26 protein-coding genes and 1 other annotated feature are annotated in these 21958 nt (G+C 43.8%); of the genes, 22 read left to right on the forward strand and 4 right to left on the reverse strand.

Going from position 1 to position 21958, the window contains the following annotated elements:
• Window positions 1-5: 5 nt before the first annotated feature.
• The 17 genes from mreC (at window position 6) to isdG (ending at window position 12409) form a co-directional block, all read left to right on the forward strand.
• A complete protein-coding gene (mreC, locus tag CSV63_RS07890) occupies window positions 6-899 on the forward strand; it encodes a rod shape-determining protein MreC (protein ID WP_099695346.1) in 894 nt (297 codons plus the stop codon).
• Window positions 896-1417 (forward strand): rod shape-determining protein MreD, encoded by a 522-nt coding sequence (mreD, locus tag CSV63_RS07895; RefSeq protein WP_099695347.1) that lies wholly within the window; start codon window positions 896-898, stop codon window positions 1415-1417. The genes mreC and mreD overlap by 4 nt, the downstream gene beginning before the upstream one ends.
• 19 nt (window positions 1418-1436) lie before the next feature.
• On the forward strand, window positions 1437-2108 hold the full coding sequence (gene minC / locus CSV63_RS07900) for a septum site-determining protein MinC (RefSeq protein ID WP_099695348.1): 672 nt from the start codon (window positions 1437-1439) through the stop codon (window positions 2106-2108).
• Window position 2109: 1 nt separating this feature from the next.
• Window positions 2110-2910 (forward strand): septum site-determining protein MinD, encoded by an 801-nt coding sequence (minD, locus tag CSV63_RS07905; RefSeq protein ID WP_099695349.1) that lies wholly within the window; start codon window positions 2110-2112, stop codon window positions 2908-2910.
• A 99-nt stretch (window positions 2911-3009) separates the two neighbouring features.
• Entirely contained in the window at window positions 3010-3552 is a 543-nt protein-coding gene (locus CSV63_RS07910; RefSeq protein WP_099629819.1) for a peptidoglycan DD-metalloendopeptidase family protein, read from the forward strand.
• The gene (locus tag CSV63_RS07915) at window positions 3549-4166 is read left to right on the forward strand and encodes a metalloprotease (protein WP_099695350.1); all 618 of its coding nucleotides are present in this window, start codon (window positions 3549-3551) and stop codon (window positions 4164-4166) included. The genes CSV63_RS07910 and CSV63_RS07915 overlap by 4 nt, the downstream gene beginning before the upstream one ends.
• A 70-nt stretch (window positions 4167-4236) precedes the next feature.
• Window positions 4237-4313 (forward strand) — a sequence feature (ribosomal protein L21 leader region).
• Window positions 4314-4326: 13 nt separating this feature from the next.
• The gene (rplU, locus tag CSV63_RS07920; protein ID WP_085131022.1) at window positions 4327-4635 is read left to right on the forward strand and encodes a 50S ribosomal protein L21; all 309 of its coding nucleotides are present in this window, start codon (window positions 4327-4329) and stop codon (window positions 4633-4635) included.
• 6 nt (window positions 4636-4641) lie between these two features.
• The gene (locus tag CSV63_RS07925) at window positions 4642-4968 is read left to right on the forward strand and encodes a ribosomal-processing cysteine protease Prp (protein ID WP_099695351.1); all 327 of its coding nucleotides are present in this window, start codon (window positions 4642-4644) and stop codon (window positions 4966-4968) included.
• 12 nt (window positions 4969-4980) lie between these two features.
• Window positions 4981-5274: a 50S ribosomal protein L27 gene (gene rpmA / locus CSV63_RS07930; protein ID WP_083031825.1), complete on the forward strand. Its 294-nt coding sequence runs from the start codon at window positions 4981-4983 to the stop codon at window positions 5272-5274.
• Between the two features lie 329 nt (window positions 5275-5603).
• Window positions 5604-6137 (forward strand): Spo0B domain-containing protein, encoded by a 534-nt coding sequence (locus CSV63_RS07935; protein ID WP_099695352.1) that lies wholly within the window; start codon window positions 5604-5606, stop codon window positions 6135-6137.
• Between the two features lie 3 nt (window positions 6138-6140).
• Window positions 6141-7433: a GTPase ObgE gene (obgE, locus tag CSV63_RS07940; RefSeq protein ID WP_099695353.1), complete on the forward strand. Its 1293-nt coding sequence runs from the start codon at window positions 6141-6143 to the stop codon at window positions 7431-7433.
• Between the two features lie 31 nt (window positions 7434-7464).
• Window positions 7465-7920: an ACT domain-containing protein gene (locus CSV63_RS07945; protein WP_029053700.1), complete on the forward strand. Its 456-nt coding sequence runs from the start codon at window positions 7465-7467 to the stop codon at window positions 7918-7920.
• A gap of 31 nt (window positions 7921-7951) precedes the next feature.
• Window positions 7952-8836 (forward strand): prephenate dehydratase, encoded by an 885-nt coding sequence (pheA, locus tag CSV63_RS07950; RefSeq protein WP_099695406.1) that lies wholly within the window; start codon window positions 7952-7954, stop codon window positions 8834-8836.
• 412 nt (window positions 8837-9248) lie between these two features.
• A complete protein-coding gene (locus CSV63_RS07955) occupies window positions 9249-10328 on the forward strand; it encodes a LysM peptidoglycan-binding domain-containing protein (protein ID WP_158233930.1) in 1080 nt (359 codons plus the stop codon).
• 6 nt (window positions 10329-10334) lie between these two features.
• Window positions 10335-11204 (forward strand): phosphotransferase, encoded by an 870-nt coding sequence (locus CSV63_RS07960; protein ID WP_099695355.1) that lies wholly within the window; start codon window positions 10335-10337, stop codon window positions 11202-11204.
• Window positions 11205-11216: 12 nt separating this feature from the next.
• A complete protein-coding gene (locus CSV63_RS07965) occupies window positions 11217-11942 on the forward strand; it encodes a YebC/PmpR family DNA-binding transcriptional regulator (protein ID WP_099695356.1) in 726 nt (241 codons plus the stop codon).
• A 146-nt stretch (window positions 11943-12088) separates the two neighbouring features.
• Window positions 12089-12409: a heme oxygenase gene (isdG, locus tag CSV63_RS07970; protein ID WP_099695357.1), complete on the forward strand. Its 321-nt coding sequence runs from the start codon at window positions 12089-12091 to the stop codon at window positions 12407-12409.
• Window positions 12410-12489: 80 nt separating this feature from the next.
• On the opposite strand, the gene CSV63_RS07975 is transcribed toward isdG, so the two are convergent.
• The 4 genes from CSV63_RS07975 to CSV63_RS07990 all read right to left on the reverse strand — a co-directional run bounded on the left by CSV63_RS07975 (window position 12490) and on the right by CSV63_RS07990 (window position 16679).
• On the reverse strand, window positions 12490-14238 hold the full coding sequence (locus CSV63_RS07975; RefSeq protein ID WP_099695358.1) for a GMC family oxidoreductase: 1749 nt from the start codon (window positions 14236-14238) through the stop codon (window positions 12490-12492).
• A gap of 17 nt (window positions 14239-14255) precedes the next feature.
• Window positions 14256-15095 (reverse strand): gluconate 2-dehydrogenase subunit 3 family protein, encoded by an 840-nt coding sequence (locus CSV63_RS07980; RefSeq protein ID WP_099695359.1) that lies wholly within the window; start codon window positions 15093-15095, stop codon window positions 14256-14258.
• 74 nt (window positions 15096-15169) lie between these two features.
• Window positions 15170-15373: a twin-arginine translocase TatA/TatE family subunit gene (gene tatA / locus CSV63_RS07985; RefSeq protein WP_199203627.1), complete on the reverse strand. Its 204-nt coding sequence runs from the start codon at window positions 15371-15373 to the stop codon at window positions 15170-15172.
• 682 nt (window positions 15374-16055) lie between these two features.
• On the reverse strand, window positions 16056-16679 hold the full coding sequence (locus CSV63_RS07990) for a hypothetical protein (RefSeq protein ID WP_099695361.1): 624 nt from the start codon (window positions 16677-16679) through the stop codon (window positions 16056-16058).
• 156 nt (window positions 16680-16835) lie between these two features.
• Between CSV63_RS07990 and CSV63_RS07995 the strand changes: the two genes are divergently transcribed.
• The 5 genes from CSV63_RS07995 (at window position 16836) to tgt (ending at window position 21927) form a co-directional block, all read left to right on the forward strand.
• The gene (locus CSV63_RS07995; protein ID WP_099695362.1) at window positions 16836-17402 is read left to right on the forward strand and encodes an NADPH-dependent FMN reductase; all 567 of its coding nucleotides are present in this window, start codon (window positions 16836-16838) and stop codon (window positions 17400-17402) included.
• A 690-nt stretch (window positions 17403-18092) separates the two neighbouring features.
• The gene (ruvA, locus tag CSV63_RS08000; RefSeq protein WP_099629830.1) at window positions 18093-18698 is read left to right on the forward strand and encodes a Holliday junction branch migration protein RuvA; all 606 of its coding nucleotides are present in this window, start codon (window positions 18093-18095) and stop codon (window positions 18696-18698) included.
• A 19-nt stretch (window positions 18699-18717) separates the two neighbouring features.
• Complete coding sequence (gene ruvB, locus CSV63_RS08005; RefSeq protein WP_099695363.1) at window positions 18718-19716, forward strand: Holliday junction branch migration DNA helicase RuvB; 999 nt, start codon at window positions 18718-18720, stop codon at window positions 19714-19716.
• Between the two features lie 18 nt (window positions 19717-19734).
• Window positions 19735-20787: a tRNA preQ1(34) S-adenosylmethionine ribosyltransferase-isomerase QueA gene (gene queA / locus CSV63_RS08010; RefSeq protein ID WP_099695364.1), complete on the forward strand. Its 1053-nt coding sequence runs from the start codon at window positions 19735-19737 to the stop codon at window positions 20785-20787.
• Complete coding sequence (tgt, locus tag CSV63_RS08015) at window positions 20788-21927, forward strand: tRNA guanosine(34) transglycosylase Tgt (RefSeq protein WP_099674591.1); 1140 nt, start codon at window positions 20788-20790, stop codon at window positions 21925-21927. It begins immediately after the preceding gene.
• The last annotated feature ends 31 nt before the right edge of the window (window positions 21928-21958 follow it).

Below are 21958 nucleotides of genomic sequence, written 5' to 3' on the forward strand. Positions count from 1 at the left end.
AGGCAATGCCGCGTTTTTTTTCCAATAAACGATTAATCATTTTATTAGTAGGAGTAATCGTCCTTGTGGCATTAATTGCATTTTCACTTCGCGACCGAAATCATGCAAATGTACCGGAACAAGCAGTGAAGGATGTCGTAGGTTTCGGGCAGTCGCTCGTTACGAAACCAGCCCACTTTGTGACGGGACTGATTGAAAATATTGATACGATGCTTAATACATACGAAGAAAACAAACGATTAAAAAAGCGTCTGGAAACGTATGCCGCTATGCAAGCGGAGTTGGTGGATGTTAAAGCAAATAATGTGAAGTTACGTGGAATCATTGATAAGCAAGAAGATCTGCGCGCATTTGAGCCGATACAAGCCACGGTGATCTCACGCAATCCCGATCAATGGGAAGAGAAGATCATCATCGACAAAGGGACGACAGCTGGAGTGGACGTCAATATGGCGGTCATGACGGCGCAAGGTCTGATTGGTAAAGTCATTTTGTCGACTCCATTCACGTCAACAGTCGAATTGATTTCAACGGAAAATAGCGATTTCCGTGTGGCGGCTATGGTAGTTGGCCAAGAAGAAATGTTTGGTTTAATCGAAGGATACGATCGGACTTCGGGACAATTGATCATGAAGAGGCTAGATTCGAGTTTCAATGTAAAAAAAGGAATGCAAGTCATATCTTCAGGGCTTGGAGGAATCTTCCCTAAAGGCATTTTGATAGGGGAAGTAACCGAAGTTTCCACGGACGACTACGGACTGACGAAACTGGCCTATATAAAACCGGCAGCAACTTTCTCGCAACTAGATCATGTGATGATCGCAAAGCGTTCCATGACAGTTGTCGATGGGACTGACGGGGGTAACTCCGCAACGACTAAAGGAGACGATGAGTCATGATCCGTTTCATCATTCCTTTAATTGCCATCTTATTATTTTTCCTAGAACCTATTTTCAGTCTGTTTTCACCGATTGAGATGAACGGTAATTTATATGTCACGGTCCCTAGGTTCCTAATTGTCTATTTAATTTTCATTGCCACGTATTATACTAGCAAGCGAGCGATTATTTACGGATTTGTCCTTGGACTGTTGTATGATATGTATCATATTGATATTATTGGATTATACACATTCATGTATCCACTGATTTGTTATGTTGCGGCGTTAGTAATTCGACAAATTGAGCGTCATACCGTGACGGTTATGGTATTATCAGTAGTAATGATTGTGTTACTGGAATTGTTGTCGTACTTTTTTGCTAGTGTGATTGCGTTAACGTCCATTGATTTCGGCGAATTCTTTACGAGTCGACTCGTTCCGACAATGATTGCGAATTCATTATTTATTGTGATGTTCGGCTATATGTTCAAACAGATTACAGAGAAAAGATTTTTGCAAAAACAAGCAGGTTTTTAAGTATTGTGAGGTGATGTAGGTGACGAAATCACAGTTGATAACGATAAAAGGAACAAAAGACGGCTTAGTATTACGATTGGATGACCATTGCTCATTTACCGAATTGCTAAGTGAGTTGAAAGAAAAAGTGCAGAGCAGCGTACTTGAAGGTGTGTCTGAAGTACAGTTGCATCTGGGGCATCGTTATTGTGACGAGAAAGACATGAACAAGATTCAATCGGTCATTCATACTTCCCCTCATTTACGAGTTTCGAAGGTACATAGTGACGTCATTTCGTTAAAAGAGTGTGAAAGAAAGTTGATCGAGAAGCAGTCCGAAACCTATATAGGAATCGTTCGATCGGGTCAGGTCGTAAAGGCTGATGGCGATTTGGTCGTTATCGGTGATGTGAATCAGAGTGCGCAAGTCATTGCGGGCGGCAGTATTTATGTACTGGGTCGTGTCAAAGGCATTGCACATGCGGGAGCACAAGGCAATAAAGACGCAGTCATTGCTGCATCTTGGTTGGAGGCGACGCATCTGAAAATTGCGGATAAAATCGAAATCATGACCGATGAATTGACGATTCTTTCTGAGCAACCTGAAATGGAATGTGCGTATCTTCAAAAGAATGGGCAGATTGCGATAGACCGTCTTCAGGAGCTCCGATATTTACGTCCGGACCTTGCTACATTTAAGGGAGGTATATAATTTGGGAGAAGCAATTGTCATTACTTCTGGTAAAGGTGGCGTTGGAAAGACTACAACGTCAGCCAATCTTGGTACCGCTCTTGCGTTACAAGGGAAAAAAGTGTGTTTAATCGATACAGATATCGGTCTGCGTAACTTGGACGTAATTCTTGGCCTGGAAAACCGGATCATTTATGATTTGGTCGATGTGGTAGAAGAGCGTTGTAAAGTACATCAGGCCCTTGTGAAAGATAAGCGCTTCGAGGATCGATTGTTCTTGCTGCCAGCAGCACAGACTACCGATAAGAGTGCCGTGAATCCGGAACAAATGAAGAAGCTCATTTTAGAATTAAAACAGGATTATGATTATGTGTTAATTGACTGCCCGGCAGGAATTGAGCAAGGATTCAAAAATGCGATTTCTGGTGCGGACCGCGCAATTGTCGTGACGACGCCAGAGATTTCTGCTGTACGTGACGCAGACCGTATTATTGGACTGCTTGAAGCAGAAGAAGAACTTGAGCCGCCGAAATTGATTATCAACCGCATTAGAAGTGGTATGATGGAAAGCGGCGAAACGTTGGATGTCAATGAAATCACGACGCATTTATCGATTGATTTATTAGGTATCGTAATGGATGATCAAAACGTTATTTCTGCTTCAAATAAAGGCGAACCTGTCGTGATGGACCCGACAAACCCAGCCGCAATCGGTTATCGCAATATTGCACGACGCATCTTAGGTGAGTCTGTGCCATTGATGACGATGGAGAAAAGCAAAGCAGGATTCTTCGGCAAAATCAAGAATATGTTCAGTAAATAATATAAACTCAAAGCTCAGTGCCTTTTACGGTGCTGAGTTTTTTCATTCGTCATTTATTTCTCCTTCTTTTCATACACTGCAGGTAAGGGAGGGGACGTGATGAAGTGGAAAACAAAATGGATCATGGCCATTGTGCTGTTGGTGTCCGTTGTGGGTTTATCAAAACTGGAAGAACGTCAGCTAATCAATATACCTATTACACAATATGTGACGACAGGGAAAGATTTTGTGGTGATGAAGAAGTGGGTTTCTTCCTTGATATCAGAAGATGAAGTCATCACGGTATCAGGGAATTCGGCATTTAATCCATTAAAGACGTACGAATCGTTCCAACCCTATCAAGACGGAGCTATTATCTCGTATACGCAACCTATGTCGATTACTTCACAGGGAAGCGGACTAGTCGTCTTTACAGGCTATACGAGGCAGTCAGGAAAGACGGTGACTGTTCAGTACGATAACGGCGATGAAGTAACGTATGGGTTTGTAGGCTCGTTCTCAACGCTTCCATACACAGCTGTGAGGCTTGGAGATGAGATTGCGGTAATGGCTGAGGAAGCGGTATATATTCGCGTTAAACGTAATGGGATACCGCTGGAGCCTACCGTGCTGGCAACGTATATGTCAGGCGGCCAGCAATGAAGTATCGTATTCATCCGGTATTGTTGCCGATCTTTTTATTTTTCATGATTGTCGGTGGTGTGTCATTGTATGCGATGCTCTTATTCTCTTTACTTTTTCATGAACTTGGACACGTTTTGGCCGCACGACACGTCGGAATGAAAATTAGGAGTTGTACCATCTTACCGTATGGAGGGGAATTGCAATTTGTTAATCGGCAGTTGGCAACTAAACGGCAACGGCTGATCGTGGCGCTAGGTGGACCTGTCGCGACAGCCGTTTTATTAGTACTTGGCATGTGTTTGACCTTCCCGGGTGATACACAGTTTTTACGAATTCAGATGATCTTGCTAAGCGTAAACTTATTACCCATTCTGCCACTTGATGGTGGACAAGTAGTGTCTATTTTGCTAGAGACGGAAGCAACGAAATACACCACTCGCTCAAATTTCCTACTGTACTCTATCGTCATGTCCGCATCGCTTTGTGCATTTTTCATTGCGTACTTGCCCGATAGTTTGCCACTCGTACTGATCACCTCTTTTTTAGCAGTGCAAAACATTATTTCCTATCGTTTTAGAAGGTATGAGAGAGTCTTTGAACAGCTCACGAAAAGAGAAACTTCCTTCTTTTAAAAGATTCTAGGAATAATGCTTGACCTGCTCTTTTCTATGTGATAATATTTTACTGTTATTGATTGTAGCACCCGTGCTACAACCGCACTAAACAGGTTCAAGTATTCGTAGGTTGAATCACCTGTCAAGGCGAGTCTGTATAATTAGAGGAGGTGCAAGTATGTACGCAATTATTGAAACTGGTGGAAAACAAATCAAAGTTGAAGCAGGCCAAGAGATCTTCATCGAGAAGATTGCTGGTGAAGCTGATGAAGTGGTAACTTTTGACAAGGTGCTAATGGTGGGCGGAGATGACGTTAAAGTCGGTGCTCCATTCGTAGAAGGCGCAACTGTTACAGGTAAGGTTGTCAAGCAAGGCCGCGCAAAGAAAATTGTTGTTTTCAAATATAAGGCGAAGAAAAACTATCGCAAAAAACAAGGACACCGTCAGCCATACACGAAAATCGTTATTGACGGAATCAATCTATAATTCGGCATGATACATGTCAGAATTATAAAAGAGCCTTCTGGGCGCATCTCAGTTTTTGAGATGGATGGTCATGCAAACTTTGCTGAACACGGACAAGATCTAGTTTGTGCTGGTGCTTCTGCCGTATCATTTGGTGCGGTAAATGCTATTATGCAGTTGACTTCGATTGAACCCGATGTGGATCAAGGTGCGGATGGTGGATACTTACGTGTGGCGTTTCCGGAAACGGAACAAGATGCGCAAGTTCAACTACTCCTGCAAGCAATGATTATTTCTTTACAAACGATTGAATTAGACTATGCAGATTATATAAAATTATCCTTTGAAAAGTAGGAGGTGGCAGCTATGTTACGTTTAGATCTTCAGTTTTTCGCATCGAAAAAAGGTGTAGGTTCTACTAAGAACGGTCGTGATTCACATTCGAAACGTCTTGGTGCTAAGCGCGCAGATGGACAAATCGTTTCCGGTGGATCAATCCTTTATCGCCAGCGTGGAACTAAAATTCACCCAGGTGAAAACGTTGGACGCGGTGGAGATGATACTCTATTCGCAAAAATCGATGGCGTCGTTCGTTTTGAACGTCTTGGCCGCGACAAAAAGAAAGTCAGTGTCTACCCAGCAGCAACGCAAGAAGCTTAATTGGATAGCATGACGATGTGAAAAAGGACTGCACTTGTTGCAGTCCTTTTTCTTATGTCAAGATTATCGGTATGAGCGGATGGCAGGAAAGTATGAGCGCTTAGCCTGGTTGATAGAGCGGATAGCAAGTATGTTTGATCGCATGATCGTGTTTATGAGCGGCTACAGGATTTATTGATCGCTTACGGGGGAAAAATGAGCGCTTGACCAATTTAACATGATGATTGGACATACATTTCACGCAATTTGTCCCTCAATAAAGGTTTTTTTAGTGATTTGCGCGCGAAAATGCTATACTAAGAAGTACGAAAACAGCTGGTGGTGAAAATATGGGGAAGAATGAGCTAAATGTGTCGCAGGCAGTGAGACATAGTCGACACGATCACATGAATGATCTGCAGTTGATCCTCATGAATATTGATATGGGGAAATATACAGATGCGCGAAACTGTATACTTGAGAAAACAGCGGACATGCAGCGACAAGCATTGCTACAGAGATTAGACATGCCTCTTACAGAGGAGTGGATCACGACACTTGGATGGCGATATCCTGTTCTACAGGTACAGCTGTATTGTGATATTACGGAAAAAATTGCTTCAAGTGAAATAGACCACTTGTTGGTCGACTACTTGGAACAAGTCGTGCTGGCTGTGGAAGCACATATCCAGCGCTATGCAGATTGTCCTGTGACGATTGAAGTCACGACAGAAACTGCAACTTGGAGTATGCAACTGACATTTACCGAGCTGTACGCAAAGCAACTAGACATCCCAGAACATTCATCACAGCTTACGGTCGAAGTCCTAGGTGAACCGAATCAATGGACGTTTACCATCAGTGGACAATTAGGAGGATTATAAATTATGTTTGTGGATCACGTGAAAGTATTTGTAAAAGGTGGCGACGGTGGCGATGGTATGGTTTCGTTCCGTCGTGAAAAATATATAGCCAATGGTGGACCATCTGGTGGGGATGGCGGGAAAGGCGCAGACGTCATCTTTGTTGTGGATGAAGGGCTGCGTACGTTAATGGATTTCCGTTATCAGCGTCACTTTAAAGCAGATCGTGGAGAACACGGTCAAAGTAAAAATATGCACGGTCGTAGCGGTAAGCATATGATCGTTAAAGTTCCGCCTGGCACAGTCGTCAAAGATGCGGAAACCGAAACGATTATTGCAGATTTGGTTGAACATGGCCAGCAAGCAGTCATCGCGCGCGGTGGGCGTGGAGGACGCGGAAACAGCCGTTTCGTTACGCCACAGAACACAGCGCCAGAGCTTTCTGAAAAAGGTGAACCGGGTGTTAGTAGGGATATCATCCTTGAATTAAAAGTTCTCGCTGACGTGGGTCTTGTGGGATTCCCAAGTGTTGGGAAATCGACGTTACTATCGGTCGTTTCATCAGCGAAGCCGAAAATCGCGGATTATCACTTTACCACGCTAGTTCCTAATCTCGGAATGATTGAAACCGATGATCAGCGTACATTCGTCATGGCGGATTTACCAGGGTTGATTGAGGGGGCGTATGAAGGAGTTGGTCTTGGGCATCAGTTCTTACGTCACATCGAACGTACACGTGTTATCGTACACGTTATCGATATGTCGGGACTTGAAGGCCGTGATCCGTTCGAAGACTATCAGACGATCAATAAAGAACTGGAACAGTACAATATGCGATTGACTGAACGTCCACAGATCATTGTGGCGAATAAAATGGATATGCCAGATGCACAAGAAAATCTAGAGGCATTCAAAGAGGCACTCGGTGATGAAGAGATCCAAGTGTTCCCGATTTCCGCATTGACAAGAACAGGTTTAGATCCATTGCTGTATGCCATTTTAGACCTACTTGAAACCACACCGGAATTCCCTATGTTGACAGATGCGGATGAGGAAACAAGCAATTCCGTATTGTATAAACACGAATCAACTGGACCTGATTTCATTATTTCGCGTGACGATGATGGAGCGTTTATGTTGTCTGGTTATACGTTGGAGCGCTTGTTCCAGATGACCGACTTCAACTTCGATCAATCAGTTCGCAAGTTCTCTCGTCAGATGCGTGGTATGGGAATCGACGAAGCATTGCGTGAACGTGGTGCGAAAAACGGTGATATCGTACGCATCATGAATTACGAATTCGAGTTCTTGGAATAAGGTCGAAATGGCTCGTTTTGGGGGGAGCGAAATGGAACAAATCGGGGAAGGCCAGTTTTATTTAGTGCGCGAAGATGTATTGACCGAGTCGATGCAGAAAATGCTCGAAGCTAAACGAATGATGGCAAGGGGCGAAGTGACAACGATCCAAGAAGCAACTAAACGGGTCGGTTTGTCACGAAGTGCTTTTTATAAATATCGTGATGCCGTGTTCCCGTTCGAATCGATTGCACGGGACCGGATTTTGACGATTTTTATTCAACTGGAAGATTTAAAGGGTTCTTTAGCTGTGCTTTTGGAAGTCGTCTCAGAGGCGAAATGTAATGTATTGACGATCCACCAGACGATTCCTGTCCAGGGGCGCGCCAATATTACGTTATCGTTGGATGTGACGGAAATGGAAATTAAAGTAGAAGCATTTTTACAGCGACTCAAAGCACCTCGATTTATTGATTCCGTTGACTTAATTAGTTCAGGGGTTTTCTGACCTCTTAAATCAGTGGGGAGATGAAAGAATGATGACCGAAAAGAAGTATGTACCTTCCGTTGCGTTTTTGGGACCAGAAGCATCCTTCACCCATATTGCAGCGTCCGATTTATTCGGCATGGAAGGCTTAACACCACGTCCGACGATTCCAGATTGTATAGAGGCAGTGACAGAAGGACATGTCGCGTATGCAGTCGTTCCATTGGAGAATGCACTCGAAGGTTCCGTACCGTTGACGATCGATTATTTATTCAATAGTGAAGAGTTGTTTATTACAGCCGAAATTTCCATGCCGATTGAACAGCATATGTTAGTGAATAAATCGCAAATGGATCATTTGGATCAATTGGATTCGATTCAGTCTCATCCGCATGCGTTGGCACAATGTCATAAGTTTTTGCAATATCGTTACCGCAGGATTCCGTTGATTCAAACGACGTCTACTGCAGCGGCAGCAAAATCTATTTCTGAACAGCCAGAACTGCGTGTTGCGGCAATTGGCAACCGTTTGGCGGCAGAAACGTACGGTTTACATATAGCAGAAGAGAATATTCATGACTTCCACTTCAACCATACCCGTTTCGTCGTGTTGTCGTTGCGTAAGGAGAAGATGGAGCATTCGAAGCATGCTTCTTCATCCAAGACGACATTGATGGTAAAGTTGCCTGAAGACGACCGTCCAGGGATGCTACATCAGATTCTGTCAGTGTTCTCGTGGCGTCGGTTGAACTTGAGCAAGATCGAGTCACGACCATTAAAGACAGGTCTCGGGCATTATTTCTTTATTATTGATATTAATGAATCAGAAGAGCATCCGATGATGAAAGGTGCGATGGAAGAGCTGGCTGCACTCGGCTGCACAGCGCGTTCTTTAGGTACGTATTATGTCTATGAATCTGGAGAGTTTGTTTCTTGAGATAAGATAGATCGATGCAATGTGAGTAAATAATACCTATCAACATTTTCATTGCACGATGACTAGTATTGGTTAACTACACTTGAAATAGAACTAGAATTGCCCTTAAACTTAACTACGTTTAAGGGTTTTACTAATTCATACATTATTGTAAATAAGAGATATCTGTCCATTCACTATAAACGTAGGATTGAAGCGTCTCCCAGCTGGAGCGGAAATCCCATGCACTATCTTCCTGTCTTACTAGCAGAACGGACTTAATTCGCAACCATCCTCTATTACGGAGGATGGTTTTTTATTTGGAATAAACAAGTCCCTGATGAATATACATAACAAGAGAGGAGGCCTACACATATTGTCACGAAAGTAGGCGTCCGTTCATACGATGGATTGATGGAAGGGGGAATTGTTAGTGGAAGTTCATATTGTCGTCAAGGGTGATACATTATGGAAGATCGCAAGACAATACGGTATACCGTTCGAGGAACTGAAACGGGTGAATGCGCACCTGGCGAATCCTGACTATATCGTTCCCGGCATGAAAATATTCTTGCCAATGGATAAGAAAAAGCCTCATCATAAAGGTGATCATACGAAACCGCAGGAGAAGCCACACGAGAAACCACATCATGAAAAACCGATGAAACCGCCACACCAGGAGAAGCCTTCAAAGCCGGCACCTCCACAAACGAAACCACCGAAGCATCACGTGCCGCCGCTCCCACAAGCGCCACAGATGCCACCGATGCAGCAGAAGCCTTTGCCGCAAGTACCGCCAATGCAACAACAGCCGGCACCGCCACCACCGCCGATGCCGCAACAACAGACTCCACCGGCGGCGCCACAGATGCCGATGCCAATGCCAATGCCGCCAAGTATGCCGGCTCCACCGATGTGGCAAGCAGTATTCCCGATTTGCGGATGGATGCCAATTTTTGATGCGGACTGCCATCCACATATGCCTCAACAGCCGATGCAGCCGATGCCACCGCCAATACAGGCGCCAATCAAACCGATGCCGCCAAAAGAGTCACCCGAGTGGTGTGAAGAATCACCTCATCACCATAAACCAGTGCCCGCACCTATGCCGGATGGCTGGCAATTGATCGAATCGAGTTCATTACACATGAAACCGATGCCTCAACCAATGCCACAACCGAAGTCGCCTGAGATGCAGCCAATGCCTCAACAGCCTGCACCGATGCCAATGCCGCAACAACCGACGATGCCGCCTAAAGCAGATGTACCGCCATCATGGTGTCCGTCAAATCAGCCACATTGCTCACCAAATTGGCCGGTTCAACCTCAATGGTCGACACAACCGGAATGTATACCGGCGATGCAGTGGATGCCGTATCCGCATATGATGCCATTGCCAATGCCGATGCCTCCGATGTGGCAACAACCTCCAGGTAATCAGGGTGATTGTGGATGTAATACACCTCCATATCAACCGATGCCAATACAGGAGGACTGGCACCGAAACCAGTAACCGCGTATGGCAGACAATCAACGATTTACCAAAATCAAAAAGAATGTCTGGAAAATGGAATCAGGCGGAGCGATATATTCTGTAAAAAAGTATGCATCACTTGCTCAAGCTGTAAAAGTTCGCCAAGTTCATCAATTACTTAGTGCACAACATTTTCCGTATATCTTGCCGATTGTCGATAAATCGGATCCACTGTTGATCATGCAGCCGTGGCTGGAAAATGCGAAAGCGGTCAACTTTAAGCGCAGAATAGATCGCATTGATTCGTTCCGTGCACTGCAAGCGTTACATGATACGAAATATACGATTGATTGGCAATCGATTTCTTGTCTACCGCATTATCATATGATTGAAAAGTGGGAAGTCCGTCTTGCGCGGTTTGAAGAGTTACGGGGAATGTGTGGAGCGTTTCTTGCTTCCACAACGATTGACCAGTTGTTAAAGTACGGACAGGATGCGTTGCTGATAGCCAAGAAAGAACCGCCTCCTGTACATTCCTTGACGCTGCTACATGGTGATGTCGTACATCATAATATTTTGCGTGACGCGAACGGAAATATCCGCTTTATCGATTTTGATTTAGCGTGTCTTGGAACGGAAGAGGATGAACGTGTGTTGTGGATGCATCGTGTGTTGCCACAGATTTCCTACAATCCGACTTTTTTGATGGGGGAGCATCCGGCGCTGCAAACTTTATCAAACCAGTCTCTTGCGAAGCTATTGTATCCGAATGAAGTACTTCGCGAATGGTTACATCTGTTGTCGTTGCCATTAGCGCAACAGCAACGGATGGCTAGCAAACTTCTGCATTTCACAGATACCGCGCTCTCACATTGGCCGAGATTATGGTATGATATAGAGCGAATGATGAAGTAGGAGGTTTGATCCATGGCAGGCCATTCCAAGTGGAAGAATATCCAAAATAGAAAAGGCGCACAGGATGCAAAACGAGGAAAGATCTTTCAGAAGATGTCGCGTGAAATTTACGTGGCAGCAAAGTCTGGCGGAGATGATCCAGACACGAATCCAGCTTTACGTCTAGCAATCGATAAATCAAAGAGTGCGAATGTCCCGAATGATGTGATTCAGCGGGCAATTGATAAAGCAACAGGTTCAGGTGCGGATGAAAACTATGAAGAAGTAATCTATGAAGGGTACGGACCAGGTGGTGTTGCGGTCCTCGTCTATACCTTGACAGAAAACCGCAATCGTACGGGACCCAATATGCGCGTGGCGTTCAATAAAAATGGCGGTAGTTTAGGGGAAACTGGCTCCGTCAACTATTTATTTGAACGCAAAGGCCGTCTGTTCATCGAACGTACGCAAGAAACGGACGAGGACGCAGTCATGCTGGCGGCTTTGGAGGCAGGGGCTGAAGATGTTATTTCGACAGAAGACGGATTTGAAATTCTGACGGAACCCTCTGAATTCCTGAATGTAAAAGAAGCGCTCGAAGCGGAAGATTTGGTATTTATTTCAGCAGAAGTAGATATGGTTCCGTCCGTTTATGCGGATTTGAGTGAAGAGCAGCAAGAACAGTTTATGCAGATGATCGATGCGTTAGAAGATGACGACGACGTTCAAAACGTTTATTCTAATGCGTCGGATGAGTAATGAATACTAGCCAGTTAACAACTTTCAAGCAAGTAAAGTTGTTAACTGGCTTTTTAGTAGTTGACAATGATAATGAGATTCATTATCATTTAGGTTAGCTACTGGAGAATGTATTATCTTTAGTAGAATAAAAGGGGGAAATAAATATGATTATCGTAACAAACACTAATAAGATTATAAAAGACCGTGGGGATGAATTGGTTAACCGTTTTGATAAAGTAGGAAAAGTGGAGCAAATGGAAGGGTTTTTAGGACTGGAAGTATTGTTCACTGATCATTTACCAGACTATGACGAAGTGACAATTAGCACCCGTTGGGAATCGAAAGAAGCTTTTGAGGCTTGGACGAAAAGCGATGCATTCAAGGAAGCACATTCTCATCGCGATGGACAGCCAGGCTACGTTATTAGCAATAAAGTGTCATTTTATGATGTAAGGGTAGTACGTAATCCAATCGTGGCGGTATGACCGCGAGACGAATGTAAGAGATTCAGAAAAAATAACCCCTCACTTTCATACTGCGAAGTGAGGGGGGGATGTTAAACCTATTATGCTTTGACGCTAGATGCTTTTGGTTGCGTTAAGAGACCGCCGTTTTCTTTTAAGTATTTATCAATACCTTCAGCTGCACGGTATGCAAGCGCACCGATTGTTGGTGTAGGGTGATGACTACCAAAGTGAGGTAGAGCAGATCCGCCAACGACGAATAAGTTTTCCATTTCCCACATTTGCAAGTAGTTATTTACCGCAGACGTTTCTGGATCTTCACCCATAGCTACGCCGCCAATATAGTGCATACCGAAGTAAGTGTGGTCAAATTGGTCTGGTAATTCGTCCTTATCAATAATATCCGCACCCATTGCTTCAACGATTTCAGCACATTTTTCAATACCGAATTTCGCGATGTTCTTATCTTGATCTGTTAGTTTGTTTGTAATACGTAGTAAAGGATCTCCGAACTCATCTTTATAAGTAGGGTCTAAGTCCATATAGTTGTGCCACCAAGGCATAACTGCTGCCGAGTACCACACCGTTAATGTGCGGAAAGCATAGAAGAGTGATTTCTCTTTAAATTCTTCACCCCATGTTGGTGTACCTTTAGGAACAAAGTTGTTCTTAATTGCCGCATCTCCGTATTGCCGAAGTTCGATTCCGCCACCATGAATGAAGTCTAAATTAGTGTGGTCAAATAGGTCAGCGTCATAATCACTTAAAGCGCCACCTAATCCACCAGCACCCATGTAGTAGTTGAATTTTTTGTCGTTAAAGAATCCTGTAGCCCCTAGGAAAGTACTGTTGAATTGACCCGTAAAGTTACGGCCAATCGTTCCTTTTCTAGTCTCAGGGTTATAGATTTCACCGATATCTGATAACATCAGTAAGCGGTTGTTTGAGAATGTGAATGCCGCAAGAACGACAACATCAGCTGGTTGTTCGAATTCTTGACCAGTTCTTGTATCCGTGTATAAAACGCCCGTCGCTTTACCATCTTTATGTATAACTCTTCGGACAAGTGAATTGGTTCTGATTTCACAGTTACCTGTTTTACGAGCAGTCGGGATAACAGTTGCAAGAGGATCCGATTTTGAACCGAAGTCACAACCGTACATCGTACAGAATGAACAGAACATACATTGGTTCAATGTTTCACCGTCAGGATTCGTATAAGTTTGCGACATGTTTCCAGAAGCCATTTGATAAGGGTGTAGGCCGAGTTCTTTTGCCGATTCTTTAAATAGTTTAATTGCAGGTGAAGCTAACATGGGTGGGTTTGGATACTCATTTGATCTCTTGTCGCCAAGTGGATCTGGTTCTCCTGAAATCCCTGCCGTTTGTTCCCATTTAGCATAATACGGCTCTAGTTCGTCATACGTAATTCCCCAGTCACGGATTTGCATCCCTTCTGGAATTTTATCTTCTCCATAACGTTCAATGGTTTTTGAACGAATTTCGAAGTCATAAGAACGCCAGCGGTATACGGAACCTGCCCAGTGCATACTTCCGCCTCCGAGGTCCGTCCCCGTATTCATGTCTTTTTGCAAGCGTACAGGTAATGCAGCATCACCTATCGAAACACGAGATGTAATCGTATCGCCTGTTAATTTTTCAATCATTTCATATCTATTTGAATAACGTAGTTCATCTTTAACACCTATAAAATCTGAACGTGTTTGATCTTTACCACGTTCCAACATTACGACTTGATAGCCTGCTTTGGAAAGTTCAGCTGAAACGACACCGCCAGCCCAACCACTACCAACGACTACAACGTCTACTTTTTCTAATTTTTTAGCCATTTATGCGTCCTCCTCAATTAAAGCCCTTGGTAATTACGTAAACTTGAAGGCTCCATTACAATAAACTCTTCTTCTTCGATTTTATCTAAAAAGCTCATGATTGGCCCAGGGTATTCTTTCATTCTCCAAGCCTCCATATTACGATTTCCACCGTAAACAGGATCTGCATAGACGCCTTCGATAGTTGTTTGACGTAACAGGTTAAAGAAGTCTGAGGAATCTACACCACTGAACTTCACTTCACCTTTTTCAAACATTTTTAAAATTTCATCTTGCTGTTCAGGTTCAAGATTAACGAATCGGTCACCAAATTTATCTTGTGAAGTTTTCTCCATTGCGGTAAGCCCTTCAAGGAAAAATGTGCCTCTTGTCATCTTAGTTTGATAGTTAGCCGTTCCAGCAGGTACTTTCACGACGGAAGAAGATGTGATGACTTCGTTATTTGGTCGTTTTTCTTCTTTGTATCCGTCAGTTTTTATGACCGTTGGGAAAGGACCGTGCATATAATCATCCGCATTTCTTCCCCAATTGCTCGCACATTGTCGGTCAATGAAGTACGGCACTCCTAGTTCAATTGCACCCATTCCATTTTTATTCTCTGGATAAATTCTTTCAGTTGCAGCAGATAGCAACGCAAAGTCTTCATTTCGACTGAAAAACGTACGTGCATCAAACGAGACTGGTTTGTCTGCTTGTGGTGTCTTTTCATCCTTCGTTCCTTTTTGGAACTGATTCGTTAGCAAGCCACCAAAGAGAGAGCCACCTAAAAGTCCACCAGCGACAAGACCGCCACTCTTCAAAAACTTTCTTCGACTTAAATCTTGAGTATCTTGATTGGAATTTTTATTATTCGTCATAGTTTAGTTCCTCCTTCACATTTGTCATGAAATGTGGCGACATTTGCCGAGGCAAGTGTAATCGCACCGTCTTCTTACTTTATTGACTCAGACTTTTCTGATTCAGTTTTCTTGTCTTTGTCGTCTTCTTCTAAAATGTCATTTGTTGCCTTTTTAAATTCTGCCAACGTTTTCCCGACAGCGGATCCAATTTCCGGCAATTTTCGCGGTCCGAATAAAATTAAGATAATGACTAATATAATTATTAATCCTGGTACACCGATGGACGCCAAACTCATCAAACTCCCTCCCTTTAATAGTCGTTTTACATATTTAGTATGTATTGGTAGAGCTCTAGCTAGTTTGCTAAATTCTTAAATGGAATTCTGGCCCTCATATATGATAGTGTTATTCGACAAAAAATGCAAAGTAATTCTACGAAGCTTTTTACACGTCTTCATTGCATGAATACATAAAATAGTTTGCCTAAGTAATTCACTAGGAATACCTTGAAATACTAATGGAGGTAGAAGTAACGGCGGCTTTGAAGTTGGCTAATGTCTCATCTTGCCTAATTGAAAGTTACAAAAATATTAATGAAAAAACCAAATAGTGGGAAAGTGATAAGTGGCGTAGTTGGTGAATAGATGCCGTAGAAAATAGTACTGCTTTCATTTAATTGAAGCTTTTACTAGATTCAATACAAATATAGAATGGCGTTAGGACACAGAAAAGAAGAAAACGTAGCTAATTCAAAGAGGGGAATAGTCTATGCGACAGAGGATTTGGATCTATTAGGTCTTAGCGGTTTGCGAAGTTGTCTGGATTGATGAATAGTATATATCCAAGATAATTCATTTTGCTGTCAACTACACTACCTAAAAAGACTTTATTCCACGGTGAATGAAAACTTTTTAGGTAGTGGCTTGCGCGTATACTAATCAATTAAAGGGGTGAAGAGATACTTTTACCTACTTTTTGCTAGTTACGCACTTCCAATGTCTTCAACATCTGTTCGAATCGTGCACCATGGCCTTCTTGTGCTTCAAGGAAATAGTTTTCTTTAATAAGCAATGTGCCTCTTTCTACTTCCATTATATAGATCGTCACGACTTCGCTATCGGATTTTTGTCCTGTAGTCCCGTGCAATGAAAGGGCGTGTACCGGTGTGGAAATAGTCTGTTCTTCAAGCGACATCTTGTATTGCTGTTTCATTTCTTCCTTTACACTTTCTGGATTTTGATTTTCGATGTATAGAAATGTCATATATACCTCAGGATAATCAGTAGGCGTCTTGGCAATCGGGGTGAGTTTATCCTCATTCTCACCGTTCTCAAATGTATACCGTTCGGGATCGATGTACAACGAATACAGGGCACGGCTACCTTCGACGAGGTTCATGGTGATAGTGGAGTCTTCACCTTCGACAGATAGTACAACATCCTTCGTCGGTTCGCGTTCTGGCAACGATGTAGGAACTTCGGCTATTTCTTCAATCGCCTTTTCACCGGACGGTTTCACTTCTTTAGTAGGTTTTTCTGTTTCTGAATTGCAGCCGACTAGTAGCAGCGACAGAGCAAAGCTTACGTAAATAGTTTTGCGCATAGAGCTTTCTCCTTTAAGATGAGACGTGGCACTTCTTTATATGTATACGTTTACATGGTGATCAAGGTTTCAACAGCTAAGCAAATCATTAGAAATAAAAATAAACAAGCGCTATGATAATGCCTATAGACATTAAATATAAGGGAGTTTTTCATCATGACAATTAAAGTAAAAGCGGTAATCGGAAGCACAAGTTCCACTTCATACAATTTAAAGTTAGTGAATTTCATGGCCAAACGTTATAAAGAGGAATTGGAAATTACACCGGTTCTCATCAACGACTTAGAAATGTTCTCGGTTGATATTGAAAACGAACCAACTGTAGCCGTCCAAACATTTAAAGATGACGTGAAAGATTCAGACGCAGTGATGTTCGCGACACCGGAATATAACTTCTCCATTCCAGGCGCAATGAAAAACGCGTTAGATTGGTTGTCACGTGGCGGCGACTTTACGTTACACGGTAAAACAGGCTTTATTGTCGGGTCATCAATGGGAGTTTTCGGTTCAGTGAGAGCGCAGATCCACTTACGCGAAATTCTTTCTAACCCAGCACTAGCGCCAAACTTATTGCCAGGTAATGAAGTATATATCGGTGCTGTTCATACAAAAATGGATGAAGAAGGAAATATCACGGATGAAGCCACGATCGCATTCCTCGATACTGTCGTACAGAATTTCATCGCATTCCATAAGAAACAACAAGCAATCGCTCACGCATGAGTAGGGTGAATGGAGTTGTCCAAGTCGTCAGTATTTTACATGACGACTGGTGACAGCTCTTTTTTATGTGAAATAGTATGTGATAAGAAAACAAAAGGCTGGCAGAGGTGTTGGGGGAGGGGATTGGTGCTTCGGAGGAGACGCTTTCCTAGGAGGCCCGCGACAATCCCTTGGAATGCGTACGGATGATACTTTTGTTGCCTATTGAAGTTAGGGTTGTAATTGGTATTGAACTAGTGTACTTGAACTTAGATAATTCATAAAGCAACAACAGTTCACACATCAGCTCACACATCAGCTCCAGTAAGTGATATAGCTACCTCCACAATCAACGTAGGATGGAAGCGGAAGTTGGCGGCGAGTGCAAAGATGTGCTCCTAACGCTTCGCTTTTACTCGCAAAAGCCGTTCTTCGTGACGGCTCTTCCCGGAGGATCAGCGTGCGCCTTGAGATCCCGCAGAAGCGAAGCGCACGAGGAAGCTCAAGCCACGCCCTCGGGAAAGCGTCCGCCAACTGGAGCTTCCATCCCATCACCCACACAAATTCCCTTACCACTCCAAAGTATTCGTTGTTAACCGTAAATTAGTTAAAATACATACCTATTTTATTTATGCAAATTTCTAGAGGTTGAACAAGTAGAAAACCCGTTCGTATGCTATAATAACAGGTATACTTTAGGGGGAGAATAATTTGTACGATTACATAAAAGGCCATGTAACACGCGTGACACCTGAATATGTTGTGCTGGAGCAATCGGGAATCGGTTGGCAAGTGATGACACCGAATCCATTTGCGTTCCACATAACCGACGAGGTGCAGCAAGTGTTCACGTATTTGCATGTGCGTGAAGATACGCAGTTATTGATCGGCTTCAAGACGCTGGAACAGCGTGAACTGTTCCGTAAACTGATTACCGTCTCGGGAATCGGTCCTAAAGGCGCGCTCGCAATTCTTGCGAACGGCTTGCCTTCTCAAGTAGTGAGTGCAATTGAACGTGAAGATGAAGCATTCCTTGTGCAGTTTCCGGGTGTTGGTAAGAAGACAGCGCGTCAGATGATTTTGGATTTAAAAGGCAAACTGCATGATTTATTTACGGAAATTGATTTGCCGGATTCAGAAGACACGTTGCTAACGCTTGCGGAAAGTGATGAGCTCGATGAAGCGATGCTTGCGTTGACTGCACTTGGTTATTCTGATCGTGAACTGAAGAAAGTGAAGCCGAAACTCGAGAAAGAAGAACTCGATACGGAAGGCTATATGCGACTGGCGTTAAAATTATTATTGAAACAAGGCTAATACGATGGAGGTGGTTCCAATGGATGAACGCATACTGACGAATGAAGCGACGGATTTTGATGAAAGTTTTGAACAATCATTACGCCCGCAATTATTGCAACAATATATCGGTCAGCAGCAGGCGAAAGATAACTTATCCATCTTTATCGAAGCGGCAAAAAAACGGGAAGAATGTTTGGATCATGTGTTGCTGTATGGTCCTCCTGGGCTTGGAAAGACAACGCTCGCTACGGTCATCGGCAATGAAATGGGTGTCAATGTCCGCATGACGAGTGGCCCTGCAATTGAACGTCCGGGTGACTTGGCGGCAGTGGTATCTTCATTGGAGCCGGGTGACGTGTTGTTTATCGATGAAATCCATCGGCTGAACCGCGCCATTGAAGAAGTGTTGTATCCAGCGATGGAAGATTTCTGTCTCGACATCATGGTTGGAAAAGGTCCAACAGCGCGTTCTGTGCGACTGGATTTGCCGCCGTTTACATTAATTGGCGCGACGACGCGTGCTGGGGCATTGTCTGCACCGTTACGTGACCGCTTCGGTGTACCGCTTAGACTAGAGTATTATGAAGTGGAATCATTGACCGAGATCGTGATTCGTAGTGCCAGTTTGTTTGACGTGGACATCGATCCGCAAGCAGCTGTAGAACTAGCGAAACGCTCTCGTGGAACGCCACGTATTGCGAATCGTCTACTGCGAAGAGTGCGCGATTACGCACAAGTCCGCGGTAACGGAATCATTACGCTTTCCATTGCGCAGGAAGCACTTAATATGCTTCAAGTAGATCATCATGGACTCGATCAAATCGATCATCAGTTGCTCCATAGCATGATCGAACGGTTCCGTGGCGGTCCTGTCGGTATTGATACGCTCGCAGCGAGTATTGGCGAGGAGTCCGTAACGATCGAAGACGTCTATGAGCCGTATTTATTACAAATGGGATTTATTCAACGTACATCAAGGGGGCGGATGGCGACGGAAAAGGCTTACGAGCATTTCGGCTATCCGCTTCCTGAATGACAGATAGGAGTTAGCATGATGGAAGTAGAAGACTTTGATTTTGATTTACCGGAACAGTTAATAGCCCAAACCCCGCTTTTGGATCGCACAGCGAGCCGTTTACTTGTCATGGGACGTGAAGACGGTAGCGTGACACATAAGCATTTCCGTGATGTAGTGGATGAACTAGAATCAGGAGACTTGCTAGTGTTGAATGATACAAAAGTATTGCCGGCGCGCTTGATCGGTACAAAAGAAGAAACCGGTGCGACGATTGAAGTGTTATTGTTAAAAGAAACAGGGGATGACCGCTGGGAAACGTTGGTCAAACCTTCCAAACGTATAAAAGTGGGTACGATCGTGACGTTTGGTGACGGCTTGTTGCAAGCGGAATGTACAGCACTTGGTGAACAAGGTGGGCGCGAGTTTAAATTTAGTTATGACGGTATTTTCTATGAGTTGCTCGATCAGCTCGGACAGATGCCGTTGCCGCCTTATATTACCGAGACGCTGGAAGATCAGACGCGTTATCAAACGGTTTTCGCAAAAGAGCGCGGCTCTGCAGCAGCACCAACAGCAGGCTTGCATTTCACGAATGAAATCTTGGATGCATTGCGTGATAAAGGCGTTCAAATCGCTTTCATTACATTGCACGTCGGACTGGGTACATTCCGTCCCGTTAGTGTAGATTCCATTGAAGACCATACGATGCATGCGGAATATTATGTGATGACGGAAGAAACGGCAGCACTGGTTCGAAAGACAAAAGCTAGTGGTGGCAGCGTAGTGGCGGTGGGTACGACGTCTACTCGGACGCTTGAGACAATTGCTTCAGAGAACAATGGAGAAGTAGTCGCAGCAAGCGGCTGGACTTCCATTTTTATTTATCCCGGGTATGAGTTTAAAGCGATTGACGGGTTGGTGACGAATTTCCACTTACCTAAATCTACGTTATTGATGCTGTTGTCGGCATTTGCCGGACGTGATCATGTGATGAATGCATATGAAGAAGCAGTGAAAGAGCAGTATCGCTTTTTCAGTTTTGGGGACGCGATGTTCATCCGTCCTGCTACAAGAAAGGAACGAGGTTAATTGGCAGCTATTACGTACGAACATATCAAAACATGTAAACAAACGGGTGCGCGACTTGGAATTGTTCATACGCCACACGGTTCATTTGAAACACCTGCTTTTATGCCGGTCGGAACACAAGCTACGGTCAAAACGATGGCTCCGGAAGAATTGAAGGCAATGGGTGCAGGCATTATTTTAAGTAACACGTATCATTTATGGCTACGTCCAGGTAATGAAATCGTCAAAGAAGCGGGTGGACTACATAAGTTCATGAACTGGGATCGTCCGATTTTGACGGATTCCGGTGGCTTCCAAGTGTTTTCACTTAGTAAATTCCGTGATATTAAAGAAGAAGGCGTTCATTTCCGTAATCATATCAATGGAGATAAGTTGTTTTTAAGTCCGGAAAAAGCGATGGAAATCCAAAATGATCTTGGAGCCGATATTATGATGGCGTTTGACGAATGTCCTCCATTCCCCGCGACGCATGAGTATATGAAAGCAAGTGTCGAGCGTACGTCACGGTGGGCAGAGCGTTGCCTAGAAGCACACGGACGTCCTCATGATCAAGGATTATTCGGTATCGTACAAGGTGGAGAATTTGAAGACCTACGTAAGCAAAGTGCGCGTGATCTAGTATCCATGGATTTTCCAGGCTATGCAATCGGTGGATTGTCTGTCGGAGAGCCAAAAGATATTATGAATAATGTGCTGGATTTCACGACACCTCTTCTTCCGCAAGATAAGCCTCGGTATTTGATGGGTGTTGGATCACCAGACTCGTTGATCGACGGTGCAATGCGTGGAATCGATATGTTTGACTGTGTCTTGCCGACGCGTATTGCACGTAACGGTACGTTGATGACAAGCGAAGGTCGCGTAGTTGTCAAAAATGCGAAGTACGAAAGAGATTTTGGTCCGCTTGATCCGAACTGTGATTGTTATGCGTGTAAAAACTATAGTCGGGCATATATTCGTCATTTAATCCGCGCTGGTGAAACATTTGGCATACGTTTAACGTCCTACCATAACCTGCACTTCTTGCTGAATTTAATGGAGCAAGTACGCCAGGCTATACGTGAAGATCGCCTCGGCGATTTCCGTGAAGAGTTTTTTGAGCAATACGGCTTTAACAAACCGAATGCAAAAAACTTTTAAATCTTGTATAATAAAAAATGATGCATCAGGA

Origin of the sequence: Sporosarcina sp. P34, assembly GCF_002743375.1 — a bacterium.
GTDB lineage: Bacteria > Bacillota > Bacilli > Bacillales_A > Planococcaceae > Sporosarcina.